This window comes from Gordonia sp. SID5947 (assembly GCF_009862785.1).
In the GTDB taxonomy this organism is placed as follows: domain Bacteria; phylum Actinomycetota; class Actinomycetes; order Mycobacteriales; family Mycobacteriaceae; genus Gordonia.
In genome coordinates, this window is record NZ_WWHU01000001.1 from 361085 (window position 1) to 373406 (window position 12322).

Here is a 12322-nt window from a genome sequence, read left to right on the forward strand (position 1 = left end):
AGTGTGGTCGGAGAGCCGGGAGTGCACTCAGGATTCGTCGCGGATGACCGCACCGGACGCGAAGTCGCGAGCAGCCCGGCCGACCAGGATCTTCGCCGGCTGCGGATCACTGAGCAGGGCACGGACGAGCTCCGGGGTGTCGTCGATCGGGGTGTCCGCGCCGATCAGCACGATGTTGCCCGTGCGGCGGCCTTTGAGCATCGAGGCATCCGCGACCACGGCGACATGGTCGAAGACCTCGGCAGCGGTGGCGACCTCGGCGCGCGCGAGGACGAGGTCGCGGCTGTCGCCGCAGTTCGCGAGGTAGAGGCCGCCGGGCGCGAGGACCCGGCGGACCTGTTCGGTGAACTCGGCGGTCGTCAGGTGCCGCGGGGTGCGCGCGGCGGCGAAGGCGTCTCGGATGATCACATCACGTGTCTGCTCGGTGAGGGCGCTCACCACCTCGCGGCCGTCGCCCACCCGGATTCGCAGTCGCGGTGCGCGCGGGAGATCGAACCATTCGCGTGCCAGTCGTGCCAGCTCCGCATCGATCTCGACGGCGACCTGCCGCGTCCCGGGCGCACGCTCCGCCAGATACCGGGGGAGTGCGCACGCGGCCGCGCCCAGGTGCAGGACGCGCAGCGACGCATCGGTGCCGTACCGGTCGCCGATGACAGCCACCATCTGGCGCATGTACTCGAAATCGAGAACTGCCGGATCCGGATGGATGTGCGAGCTCTGGGAGCCGTTGATCGTGAGCAGCCACCCGCCGGCGACGGGATCCCGGGACAGCTCGGCGACACCGGTGTCGATCGGGTACGTCCCGACGACGGGTTCTGGGCGGGTTCTGGCCATCGCCGGTGAGTCTATGCGGCCCGGACGCGGTGGCCTCGCGCACGCGGATACGATCGCCTCCGTGTCCGGGCGCATCGACAACACTTCACGACGCGGTTCACCGCGCACCTGTCGCAGTGATGCGGGTATCGCGCTCGGCCTGCTCGCGGGATTCGCCGCCGACCGCCTCCTCGGTGATCCGCGGCGATGGCACCCGGTGGCCGGGCTCGGGCGGGCGGCGGGCGCGGCAGAGCGCGTGTTCTATCGGGACGACCGCTCATCGGGTGCAGTCTTCGTGGGCGTGTGCCTCGGGGCTGGCTGGGCGGCCGGGGAGGGCGCTGCCCGGCTGCCGGGCGTTGCCACCAGGACAGTGGCCACCGCACTCGTCACCTGGTCGGTGCTCGGTGGCACCACGCTCATCCGGGTGGGTGACGCGATGGCGGATGCGCTCGACTCCGGCGACATCGACGCCGCGCGGCTGTTGGTGCCCAGCCTGTGTGGGCGGGATCCGCAAGCGCTCGACGATGCGGGGATCGTGCGTGCCGCTCTCGAATCGATCGCCGAGAACACGTCTGACGCCACGGTGGCGCCGTTGTTCTGGGCTGCGGTGGCAGGCGTGCCCGGACTGATCCTCTATCGCGTGGTCAACACGCTCGACGCGATGGTCGGTCACCGAAGCGAGCGATATCGACGGTTCGGGTGGGCCGCCGCGCGTCTCGACGACATCGCGAATCTGGCGCCCGCGCGTCTCACCGGGGCACTGGTGGCCGTGCTGGGCGGGGCTCCCCGCCGGTCCGTGCAGGCCTGGCGTCGCGACGCGGTTGCACATCCGAGTCCCAACGCGGGCGTGGTGGAGGCCACCTTCGCGGGTGCACTCGGGGTCACGCTGGGCGGGCGAACCGAGTATCCGTACGGCGTCGAGCAGCGGCCGTTGCTGGGCGACGGACCCGCTCCGCAAACCGCTGATCTGCGTGCCGCCGTCGTGTTGTCGCGGCGTGTCCAGATGGCGACCGCGGTCGGGGCGGCCGCGGCCGTGTTCCTGGTCAGCCGCCGTAGCGGTCGCTGAGTTTGGCCCGCACGTCGGCCGACTGATCGTCGGCGTCGGGGCCGGAGCCGATCTGGCCGCGCTGCCGGGCCCCGGATGCGGCGCCCGCCTGGCGGAGATCGGCCCGGATGCGCGCCCGGCGGTTGCGTGGTGCCGTCGACTCGGCGTCTGGAGTCGGTGGACCTGCCACCGACGACGCGTCGGAGCGGTCGTCGGCCGGTGTGGCGGCTGCGGCGCGACGGCGCTGGCGGATCTCGGAGTAGATGAAATACCCCGCACCGAGCGGCGCCATGATCCCGAAGGCCAGCCATTGCAGTCCGTACGAGAGATACGGTCCGGACTCCAGTTGCGGGAGCGGGATCTCGCCCAGCGAGCCGGGCTGGTCGGGCGAGAGCTGGAGATAGAACGGGTCGAGCGGGGTGTCGACGGCGCGACCGACCTCGGCGGGGTCGATCGTATAGACGGCCGGCGCGCCACCCTCGGAGTGGGCGCCACGGCCAGGACTGGTGCCCTCGCTCGCCCGAATGCGGGCGGTGATGGTGGTCTCGCCACTCGGCGCGGCCGGAACGTCGGGCAGTGCGCCCTGGTCCGGCCGGACGAATCCGCGGTCGACCAGCACCACGCGGGAGCCGTCTGCGACGGCGAACGGTGTGAGGACCTCCACGGCGGGACGTTCGTCCACCGAACGCAACCGGACGAGAACCTCCCGGTCGGTGAGGTAGCGGCCCGTCACGGTCACCTCGCGCCATTCCGTGCGGGGTTGAAACGCCGTGCCCGCGGGGGCCATCGAGGCCAGGGCCACCGACGGCGTCGACATCGCGGACTTGATCAGGTCGTTGCGTTCTTCGGTCGCGGTGTTCTTACCCAGCTGCCACGGGGCGAGGAGAGTGAAGCAGAGGACCGCGAACGCGATGACGACCAAGCCCAGGGCGATCCACCCCGGGCGTAGGAACATCCGGACCACGCGCACATTGTCAACGGTACCGAGCCGCCGGCGGCGCGCATACGCGGCCACCACCGTAAACGGGTGGCCCAGGGTAGCGTGAACGCAATGCGAGATTTCCTCTGCCGAACGTGCGGCCAGCGGCTTTCCTTCGAGAACAGCCTGTGTCTGCACTGCAAGAACGCATTGGGATTCTGGCTTCCCGGGCGCACGATCTACGTCCTCGACGATGAGGATCGCGTCGAGGTCGACGGTCAGCTTCTCGAGCGCTGTGCGAACAACACAGTGGCGCAATGCAACTGGTTGGTCCCGTGGACCGGGATGGCTCAACTGTGCGCATCGTGCAGACTGACCCGGACGCGGCCGAACGACGACGACGCCGATGCGCTGGTCGAGTTCGGCCGCGCGGAGACGGCCAAGCGCCGGCTGGTTCTCGAACTCGACGAGTTGGGCCTGCCGATCCGCGGGCGCGATCTCGACCCGGATACGGGCCTCGCGTTCGACCTGCTCTCGAGCGCTGCGCAATCGGTCATCACGGGACATGCGAGCGGTCTGATCACCCTCGACCTCGCGGAGGGTGATGACGTGCACCGCGAGCAGATGAGGGTGGAACTCGACGAGCCGTATCGCACGGTCCTGGGGCACTTCCGGCACGAGATCGGTCATTACTACCAGACCGTCCTGGTCGACGACGTGGCTCGGCCGGCCTTCGAAGATCTGTTCGGCGATCCCGACGAGGACTACCAGGCGGCGTTGAAGCGGCACTACTCCGAGGGAGCGCCGGCAGGGTGGCGCCAGGACTTCGTCTCGTCGTACGCGACGATGCACCCTGCGGAGGACTTTGCCGAGACCTTCGCGCACTATCTGCACATCCGCGACACCCTGGACACCGCGGCTGCGTTCGCGATGGCGCCGTCGGGCTCGACCATCGACAGCGTCCTGCCCGGTGACGTGGGATTCGATCAGCTCGTCGAATGGTGGCTACCGCTGTCCTGGGCGCTGAACCAGATCAACCGATCGATGGGGCATCCCGACCTCTATCCGTTCGTCCTCCCGCAACGGGTCCTCGAGAAGATGCGGTTCGTGCACACTCTCGTGGTGCCCGGCTGAAGTCAGGCCAGGCGTACCGAGACGACTAGGGTGCCTCGAGGGCTGCCCGCACCCACGCCAACAGTCCCGGGACCGCACCCTCGATCTGCTCGCGGGTGACCGCGAAGTCCTCGCCGGTTCCGTAGTAGGGATCGTTGAGATCGAGGTCGTCGGGATCGGCGCCGGGGTCGAAGCTGCGCAGCAGTCGCACGCGATCGCCGAGACGTTTGCGCTCGAGTTCGCGGACGTGCCCGGCGTCCATCGCCACCAGGAGGTCGGCGTCGAAGTGGACCGGAGAGAGTTGCGCGGCCACATGGCCATCGGAGTAGCCGTGGGCGAGCAGCTCCGTGCGCGCGCGATTGTCGGCGGGCTCGCCGGTGTGCCACCCGCTCGTGCCGCAGCTGGTCACCCGGACGCGGTCGGACAACCCGGCGCCGTCGAGCGCCGAGTGGAAGATGCTCTGCGCCATGGGCGACCGGCAGATGTTGCCGGTGCACACGAAACAGACGTGTAGTTGCTCAGACACCAAGTACCTCGCGCAGATGTGCGATCGATTCGACCGCCCATGCCGCCGAACCGTCCTCCCCATCCAGAGCGTAACCCCAACTCACGAGGATCGCCGGTATACCGAACAAGGCTGCGCCCTCGACATCGTGGGCTCGGTCACCCAGCATCACGACCGGGGTGTCGGTCACATGCGTGGTCGGATCGGCCGAGATCCCCAATTGGTCGAGGGCGTGCGCGATCACGTCGGATTTGGCGCGTCGCGTGCCGTCGTCACTGGCGCCCGCGATGAACCGGAAATGGTGGGCGAGGCCGAAATGGTCGAGGATGGCGCGCGCGGTCACCTCGTTCTTCGAGGTCGCCACCGCGAGTGTGCGTCCCGCCGCGGCCAGGTCGGCGAGAACGCCGGACATCCCCTCGAACACGGAGTTCTCCAGCCAGCCGACATCGGTGTACCGCTCGCGGTATGCACGCATGGCCGCATCGGCGGTCGCCTGGTCAAGCCCGATGGCCGTGAGCGTGTCGATCATCGGTGGTCCGGCGATGCCCGCGACCACCTCCGGAGCAGGTTCGGCGACATCGACCGCGGCCAGCGCATGCCGGAAGCTGTTGGCGATGCCTGTGAAGCTGTCGGTGATGGTGCCGTCGAGATCGACGAGCAGAACGGTGGCCGGGTCGGCGGGATCGGGGAGCGCGGGCAGTACGTCGGCGGACTCAGGCATGTCGGTCACTGTTCCATCGTGCACGTAGGCTGATGATTTATGACATCGGGGCTGTTCGCACGGCATCGTCATGGCGATGCCGACGCCGAACCCGGCCTGGTCGACTTCGCCGTCAATGTGCGAGGTGGCCCGCCGGAGTTCATCTGTGACGCACTGGCAGGTCGGATCGGCGATCTCGCGCACTATCCGTCGATCTCCGATCAGGAGAAGGCGATCACCGCCGTCGCAACCGCGCACGACAGGTCGCGTGACGAGGTACTCCTGCTCGCCGGCGCCGCCGAAGGGTTCGAGTTGTTGCCGCGTCTCGCGCCGACACATGCCGCCCTGATCCAGCCGTCGTTCACCGAACCCGAACTGGCCCTGCGGTCCGCGGGCGTACCGATCTCCGATGTGGTACTGCCGCCGCCGTGGGAGTTGGCGCCCGACGCGGTCCCCGACAGCGCGGATCTGGTGGTGCTGGGCAACCCCACCAACCCGACCTCGGTGCTGCATCCGGTGTCTGCGGTCGACGGCCTGCGAAAGCCGGGACGGCTGGTGGTGGTCGACGAGGCGTTCGCCGACATCACCCTGGATGTCAGCACCGGAGCGGGCGAGCCCGCCTCGATCGCCGGCACCCGCGCCGACGACGTGATCGTCATCCGTAGCGTGACAAAGACATTCGGTCTTGCCGGTCTGCGTGCCGGCTATCTGCTCGCTGCACCGGACATCATCGCGCAGCTCGCCGTCGGCCGTCGCCCGTGGCCGCTCGGAACCCTTGCACTCACCGCGCTGACCGAATGTCTCGGCCCCGCGGGCCGGCGCCATGCCCGTGTACAGGCGGAGGTGGTCGCCACGGAACGGGCGGAGATGGTGGCGCAGTTGACCGCTGCCGGGATCGAGGTGTGCGCGGCGCCGAGCGCGTCCTTCGTGCTGACCGCCATGCCGAACGCACTCGAGATCAAGGAGCGACTGCGCGACAAGGGGTTCGCCGTGCGCAGTGCCGCGAATTTCGTCGGACTCGACGACCGGCACATACGGCTCGCCGTTCGCGATCCGCAGACCACGCGGTCGTTGATCACGGCCATCGATGAAGTACGAGAGGAGCTCGGAACATGAGTGTGACCGGCGCTGACGTGATCGAGGTGCTCGACCGCGCGTACCCCCGACGACTCGCCGAACCGTGGGACTCGGTGGGTCCCGTCTGTGGTGATCCGGCCGAGCCCGTGGGATCGATCCTGGTGTGTGTCGACGTCACCGACGCGGTGGTGGACGCTGCCGTGCACATGGGTGCACAGATGGTTGTCGCGCATCACCCGCTGTTGTTGCGCGGGGTGGATTCCGTTGCGGCGGATACCGTCAAGGGACGGCTGATCCACCGTCTGATCCGTTCGGGCGTCGCCCTGTTCACCGCGCACACCAATGCCGACAGTGCGCGTCCGGGGGTGTCGGATGCGCTCGCCGAAATCCTTGATCTGGTCGACACCGTCCCCATCGATCCGAAACCGGCTGTTCCCATGGACAAATGGGTGGTGATGGTGCCGGAGGGAAACGCCGAGCAGGTCAGTGAGGCGATGTTCGCGGTCGGGGCGGGTGCGATCGGCGAATACCGTGACTGTTCGTGGTCGGTGGTCGGCACCGGTCAGTTCGAGCCGCAGGAGGCGGCCGATCCGGCCATCGGGGTCGTCGGGGAACGCACACGGGTCGACGAGGACCGGATCGAGATGGTCGCCGAGCGGGGACTGCGCCCCGCTGTCCTCGCGGCGTTGCGGGGGGCCCATCCCTACGAGGAACCGGCTTTCGACATCCTCGAATTGGCCGAGACCGCCGGCGTTCTGGGATTGGGGCGTTTCGGGCGACTGACCTCTCCGACGACGGTTCGAGAGTTCGCCGAACGTGCGGCGGAGCGTCTGGGCAGCCCGTCCGGGGTGCGCTTCGCCGGTGAGCCCGATGCCCGCGTCGAGGTGGTCGCCGTATGTGGCGGTGCAGGTGATTCGCTGCTCGACACGGTGACCGCGGCCGGGGCCGATGTGTACCTGACCGGCGATCTGAGGCATCACCCGGCGGACGAGAGCCGGCGCCGCGGGGGACCGGCGCTCATCGACGCCGGACATTGGGGGACCGAGTTCCCGTGGTGCGGGCAGGTGGCGACACTCCTGTCGGAGGCCCTCGACGTCGAGGTCGAGGTGTACCGCGAGCCGACGGATCCGTTCGCCGTCGTCGGGCGGTCGTGACGCGGTGGTCCGGGTCGTCGCCGGGCGCGTACCGTGTGGGGCACCCATCTGCCGCCGGCGGCGATCGGGCACAGAACAGCAGAGGGATGAGGCATTGGTGACGAGAGCACATCGCGTGCGCGTATCGCGGAGGTTTGCACAGTGAAGGTCGACTCGGGAATCCAGCGACAACTCCTCGATCTGGCCGACGCCGACGCCGAACTCGCTCGGCTCGATCACCGCCGGACGCATCTGCCCGAGGACGCGGAGATCGCCGAACTCGACCAGCGGATCGAGTCCGCCCGCGACGACCTGGTCCGCGCCGAGATCTCCGCCGAGGACCTGACCCGCGAATACCGTCGGATCGACAGCGAGGTCACCGGTATGGCGGCTCGGGAGGCCAAGGATTCCGCGCAGCTGACCGCGGGCGGGCTCGCCCCCAGGGCACTCTCGGAACTCCAGCACGAGTTGTCCGGTCTGGCCCGTCGTCGTGCGTCGCTCGAGGACGACCTGCTCGGCGTGATGGAGCAGCAAGAGGCGGTCACCGCCGAACAGCAGCGCGCCGCCGCCACCATCGAGCACCTCGACAGCGAGGTCGCGACCACCCGAGAGCGGAGGGCCACCGCATTGTCGGCGATCGAGGCCGACCATGCGAGAGTCGCCGAGCGCCGTGACACGGTCGCGACCGGCATCACGCCGGAACTGCTTGCGGTCTATGAGAAGCAGCGCGCGACCGGTCGGATCGGCGCGGGACTCCTGCGGGCCCGTCGGTGTGGGGCATGCCGGATGGAACTGGACCGCGGGACCATCGCGTCGATCGCGGCGAAACCCGCCGACGAGGTCGTCCGTTGTGAGGAGTGCGGCGCGGTCCTCGTCCGGACGGCTGAATCGGGTATCTGATGGCGACGGCTGCGCGACCGGCCGACCGGGCGCCGACGTGGCAGGGGCAGCGTGCCCAGCCGACCCGGATTCTGCTGCTGCGCCACGGTCAGACGGAACTGTCGGTGGAACGCCGGTATTCGGGCCGCGGGAACCCCGAGCTGACCGAACTCGGCCGTCGACAGGCGACGGCCGCGGCCGACCGACTGGGCGGGCGCACCGATATCGCGGCGGTGATCTCCTCGCCGCTGCAGCGTGCGCGGTCGACCGCGGAGGCGGTTGCCGAGAGCCTGGGACTCGACGTCGAGGTCGACGACGGGTTCATCGAGACAGACTTCGGGGCCTGGGAGGGTCTGACCTTCGGCGAGGCTGCCGAGCGTGACCCGGAGCTACACGCGCGGTGGCTCGGCGACACGACGGTCGAACCACCCGGGGGGAGAGCTTCGCCCAGGTCTCCGATCGGCTGGCGATCACGAGAGATGCTGTGCTGCAGCAATATCCGGGTAGCACCGTGCTCGTCGTCTCACACGTCACCCCGATCAAGACGATGCTTCGGGACGCCCTCGGTACCGGACCCGAACTGTTGTTCAGACTGCATCTGGATCTCGCATCGCTCTCCATCGCGGAGTTCTATCCGGACGGTGGGTCCGTCGTGCGGCTGGTGAACGACACCGGCCACCTCGACTGATCCGTGATCCTGGCCCGCTATCCTGAGAGGGCGAACGAGTCGGCCGGGCGGCCGCGGCGGTCGGAACGGCCCAGGCTTCTGGGTGCGCCGCCCGCCGAGGAAAGTCCGGACTCCACAGAGCAGGGTGGTTGTCAACGGCAACCCGGGGTGACCCGCGGGACAGTGCCACAGAGAACAGACCGCCGCCCCGATCCGTCGGGGAGGTAAGGGTGAAACGGTGCGGTAAGAGCGCACCAGCGGCGCGGGTGACCGTGCCGGCTAGGTAAACCCCACCCGGAGCAAGGCCGAAGCTCGCACCCCGGGCAACCGGGTGTGCGGGTGCGCGGGTGATCGAGGGCTGCTCGCCCGAGCCCGCGGGTGGGCCGCTCGAGGTACCCGGCGACGGTGTGCCCAGATGGATGGTCGCCGCCCGCCTCGTGGTGAGAACCACGAGGCCGGGCACAGGATCCGGCTTACACGCCGGCTCGTTCGCCCTACAGTCGGTGACGTGCAGCGCATATTGTCGGCGCCGGACATCGACTTCGATGCGGTCCGGAACGAACTCGGCGTCAGTGAGGACTACGGCGCCTCCGCTCAGGCGGAGGCCGACCACGCGGTCGACCGGTGCACCGCGGACCGGGAGGACCGCACGGATCTGCCCTTCGTCACCATCGATCCACCGACCTCGATGGACCTCGATCAGGCGGTGCACATCGTCGCCGACGACGACGGCTTCGTCGTGAACTACGCGATCGCCGACGTGGCCGCGCTGGTGGAGCCGGAGGGTCCCCTCGATCAGGAAAGTCGTCGCCGCGGCACGACCATCTACTTTCCGGACAGATCGGTCCCGCTGCACCCGCGGTCGTTGTCGGAGGGCGCCGGATCGCTGTTGCCCGACCAGACCCGCCCGTGTGTGCTGTGGACCATGCGGGTCGGCGCCGACGGCGAGCCGCGAGATGTGTCACTGGTCCGTGCCACGGTGCGGTCGGTCGCGAAACTCGACTATGCGGGCGTCACCCGCGACGCGGCCGAAGAGCGATTGCATCCGTCGATCGCCGCGTTGCCGGCGTTCGGCGCACTGCGCCGGCGCGTCGCGTTGGACCGCGGAGCGATCGAACTCGACCTGCCGGATCAGGAAGTGGTGCGCGACGACGGTGAGCCCGGCGCGCACGAATGGACGCTGCGGCTCGCGCCGCGCACACCGGCCGACATGTGGAACTCACAGCTGTCGCTGCTGACCGGGATGTGTGCCGGTCAGATCATGTCCGACGCCGGGGTGGGGCTGCTGCGTACCCTGCCCCGGCCGATGAGGCGGCCGTGGAAGCGCTGCGTGTGACAGCGGCTTCACTCGCGGTGCCGTGGCCTGCGCAGATGTCGGTCGGTCAGTTCCTGGCGGGGCTGCCGAGAGACGAACCCTCAACTCTCGCACTGATGTCGGCAGGTGCGGGGTTGATGCGCGGCGCGGATTACCTCGCGCTCGGCGATCGTGTCGACGACGCACCTCCTCCGTCCACGGTGCGCATGCGTCACGCGGCCATCGCCGGGACGTATGCCCACGTGACTGCTCCGTTGCGACGTCTCGGGGACCGGTTCGCGACGGAGGTCTGCCTTGCGGTCACGTCCGGGGAACCGGTGCCGGCCTGGGCCTCCCGGGCCTTGCCGACCCTGCCGAAGATCCTGCGTGCGGCGGATTCGCTCGCGTCGTCGGCCGACCGCGCGAGCATCGATCTCGCCGAGGCAGTCCTGTTGGCCGGCCGGGTGGGGGAGACGTTCGAAGCGGTCGTCCTCCATGCTGCGAACGAGCGTCGTCCCGCGCAGGTCTTCGTCACCGACCTGGTGGTGATCGCGCCGTGCGAAGGTGCACCCGAGCGGGGCCGCCGGCTGTCGGTGGTGCTGACCGACGCAGATCCCGCGGCCCGGAAGGTCCTGTTCGCCCCGGCGGCCTGATCGCCAGAGGCGGTGATGAGAGGAGTCAGAGGTCCTTCGCGGCCTTGCGGTAGGCATCGATGGCCCGTTCGCCATCGGCCTGCTGGCGGGCATCGATGCGCCCGAGGACGAACATGTCGGCGCCCGACAGCTTCCCGGATGCGGCGATCTCGGCCACCCGGGCGCGGTTGATCCGGGTGTCGTTGTAGTCGCCGAGCGCCGACTGGACGCTCTTGGCGATGGAGGCCACCTTTCGATAGCGCTTCTTGGCGAGGGGCTCGGCCGCATCGGTGCTGTAGCGCAATCGCTTTGCGCGCTTGCGAATGGTGTGCAGTTGTTCCGCCCATTCCACGGAGCCTTCCGTGAGGCTCGACAACACGCTTTGTTCCTTGCGGATCTTCTTGCGACTCTTGGCGATGGCGCGGTCCACGGCGATCGTCGCGTCGAGTTCGGCGTCCGGACCGGGTGGCGGTGACGCGATGAGTTCGTCGATCGCATCCAGGAGCGCGAAGTATCGATCGGAGTCCATCGCGGCGTGTGCGGCCTTGATCGCGCGGTCGTGGATCGCGGTCTCGGTGCCGGCGAGCTCGGCGATCAGTGCCTGCGACGCGTTCTCGGCCTTCAGCAGGTTCTCGTCGAGTGCCAGCTGGACTTCGGAGTCGCGGGCGTCGCCGAGGATCCTGGCGAGCAACTTCAGTTCTGCACCGATATGGCCGGTGCGCTCGGCGTCGAGAACGGTCGGGAACCCGGAGAACACACTGCGCAGCCGGCGGCAGGCGACCCGCATCTGGTGCACCGCGTCCTCGGCGTCGATGCGCACGAGCGGGTCCTGGGTGATGAGAGAGTTGCGATGGATCGCGATGTCGGTGACCACGAGTTCCAACGCGGTCGGTCGCCTGCCGAGGTGAGGTTCCACCACGGTCGGGGTAGAACCGATCGCGCGTGCGAGTTTGGACGCCGACGACGGCTCACGTCCGCCTGCCCCGCGCAGGGTCTTCTCCGCGGTCTTGAGCAGTCGCGGATGCGGATCGTCGCCCAGGAGCTCGAACTCCCATTCGGCCCATTCCTGGAAATGTCCACCGGGTAGCAGTGATTGGGCGGTGACCAGATCCTCGGCGAACTCTGCGACGGGCGCTCCGTCGGCTCCGAGCAACGTCGTCACCGTCCGTGTCGTGGACACGGCCGCCACCGGTATGAGCCTGCGGGTCCGGGTCAGCGCCACCACCGGTGAGATCAGTTCGGTCGGTACCTCGCCGTCGGCCGGCGCCTCGTCGAACCCGAGCCGGAGCTCACGTCGCGCGCCGGGCGCACCCGCTGGACGCTTGAGGTGCCATCCGGCGTCGTGGCCCCCGGTACGACGACGCACGGTGATCCGGTTGCCGGCCAGATCGAGGTTCTCGGTGTCGAAGTAGGTGGCATCGAGGTTGAACGTCTCGGGCTCCGTCGCGCCGATGACGCCGGGCAGGACTCGGAGGTCGGGGGCGGTGTGCCCCGCGTCGACATCGAACTTCAGTTCCACTTCGAGCTGCTCGGATGCGGCCACCC

10 protein-coding genes, 1 other RNA gene and 2 pseudogenes are annotated in these 12322 nt (G+C 69.0%); 8 read left to right on the forward strand and 5 right to left on the reverse strand.

Annotated features, from left to right (window positions below):
- Nucleotides 1-27: 27 nt before the first annotated feature.
- Entirely contained in the window at nucleotides 28-834 is an 807-nt protein-coding gene (locus GTV32_RS01775; RefSeq protein ID WP_161058694.1) for a fused MFS/spermidine synthase, read from the reverse strand.
- Nucleotides 835-973: 139 nt separating this feature from the next.
- Here GTV32_RS01775 and GTV32_RS01780 point away from each other — a divergent pair, with 139 nt between their 5' ends.
- Nucleotides 974-1879, forward strand: a complete 906-nt coding sequence (locus tag GTV32_RS01780) for a cobalamin biosynthesis protein (protein ID WP_237421646.1) — start codon at nucleotides 974-976, stop codon at nucleotides 1877-1879.
- Here the strand turns inward: GTV32_RS01780 and GTV32_RS01785 are convergent.
- On the reverse strand, nucleotides 1857-2828 hold the full coding sequence (locus GTV32_RS01785; protein ID WP_161058696.1) for an SURF1 family cytochrome oxidase biogenesis protein: 972 nt from the start codon (nucleotides 2826-2828) through the stop codon (nucleotides 1857-1859). The genes GTV32_RS01780 and GTV32_RS01785 overlap by 23 nt on opposite strands.
- 81 nt (nucleotides 2829-2909) lie before the next feature.
- Here GTV32_RS01785 and GTV32_RS01790 point away from each other — a divergent pair, with 81 nt between their 5' ends.
- Nucleotides 2910-3911, forward strand: a complete 1002-nt coding sequence (locus GTV32_RS01790; protein ID WP_161058697.1) for a putative zinc-binding metallopeptidase — start codon at nucleotides 2910-2912, stop codon at nucleotides 3909-3911.
- A 25-nt stretch (nucleotides 3912-3936) separates the two neighbouring features.
- Here the strand turns inward: GTV32_RS01790 and GTV32_RS01795 are convergent, their stop codons facing one another.
- Together GTV32_RS01795 and GTV32_RS01800 are read right to left on the reverse strand one after the other, a co-directional pair.
- Nucleotides 3937-4416 (reverse strand): low molecular weight protein-tyrosine-phosphatase, encoded by a 480-nt coding sequence (locus GTV32_RS01795; RefSeq protein ID WP_161058698.1) that lies wholly within the window; start codon nucleotides 4414-4416, stop codon nucleotides 3937-3939.
- Nucleotides 4409-5116 carry an HAD hydrolase-like protein gene (locus GTV32_RS01800; RefSeq protein ID WP_161058699.1) on the reverse strand — a complete coding sequence of 236 codons (708 nt, stop codon included), beginning with the start codon at nucleotides 5114-5116 and terminating at the stop codon, nucleotides 4409-4411. Before GTV32_RS01800 ends, GTV32_RS01795 begins: the two co-directional genes overlap by 8 nt.
- Before the next feature lie 39 nt (nucleotides 5117-5155).
- On the opposite strand from GTV32_RS01800, the gene cobC reads away from it, so the two are divergent.
- From cobC to GTV32_RS01830, 6 genes and pseudogenes are all read left to right on the forward strand, one after another.
- A complete protein-coding gene (cobC, locus tag GTV32_RS01805; RefSeq protein WP_161058700.1) occupies nucleotides 5156-6211 on the forward strand; it encodes an Rv2231c family pyridoxal phosphate-dependent protein CobC in 1056 nt (351 codons plus the stop codon).
- Nucleotides 6208-7326, forward strand: coding sequence for a Nif3-like dinuclear metal center hexameric protein (locus GTV32_RS01810; RefSeq protein ID WP_161058701.1), 1119 nt, complete (start codon nucleotides 6208-6210; stop codon nucleotides 7324-7326). The genes cobC and GTV32_RS01810 overlap by 4 nt, the downstream gene beginning before the upstream one ends.
- A gap of 141 nt (nucleotides 7327-7467) precedes the next feature.
- Nucleotides 7468-8205, forward strand: coding sequence for a C4-type zinc ribbon domain-containing protein (locus tag GTV32_RS01815; protein WP_161058702.1), 738 nt, complete (start codon nucleotides 7468-7470; stop codon nucleotides 8203-8205).
- Between the two features lie 5 nt (nucleotides 8206-8210).
- Nucleotides 8211-8872, forward strand: a pseudogene (locus tag GTV32_RS01820) (bifunctional RNase H/acid phosphatase); the annotation flags it as partial.
- A 35-nt stretch (nucleotides 8873-8907) separates the two neighbouring features.
- An RNA gene (gene rnpB / locus GTV32_RS01825) (RNase P RNA component class A) lies at nucleotides 8908-9343 on the forward strand.
- 16 nt (nucleotides 9344-9359) lie between these two features.
- Nucleotides 9360-10798 (forward strand): annotated as a pseudogene (locus GTV32_RS01830) (RNB domain-containing ribonuclease).
- Nucleotides 10799-10823: 25 nt separating this feature from the next.
- On the opposite strand, the gene GTV32_RS01835 reads toward GTV32_RS01830, so the two are convergent.
- Nucleotides 10824-12320, reverse strand: coding sequence for a CYTH and CHAD domain-containing protein (locus GTV32_RS01835; RefSeq protein WP_161058703.1), 1497 nt, complete (start codon nucleotides 12318-12320; stop codon nucleotides 10824-10826).
- Nucleotides 12321-12322: the final 2 nt, after the last annotated feature.

Excerpts from the sequence above, each read along its gene's own strand:
- GTV32_RS01800 (WP_161058699.1), bottom strand. The coding sequence starts at position 5,116 with ATGCCTGAGTCCGCCGACGTACTGCCCGCGCTCCCCGATCCCGCCGAC.
- cobC (WP_161058700.1), top strand. The coding sequence starts at position 5,156 with ATGACATCGGGGCTGTTCGCACGGCATCGTCATGGCGATGCCGACGCC.
- GTV32_RS01790 (WP_161058697.1), top strand. The coding sequence starts at position 2,910 with ATGCGAGATTTCCTCTGCCGAACGTGCGGCCAGCGGCTTTCCTTCGAG.
- GTV32_RS01810 (WP_161058701.1), top strand. The coding sequence starts at position 6,208 with ATGAGTGTGACCGGCGCTGACGTGATCGAGGTGCTCGACCGCGCGTAC.
- GTV32_RS01775 (WP_161058694.1), bottom strand. The coding sequence starts at position 834 with ATGGCCAGAACCCGCCCAGAACCCGTCGTCGGGACGTACCCGATCGAC.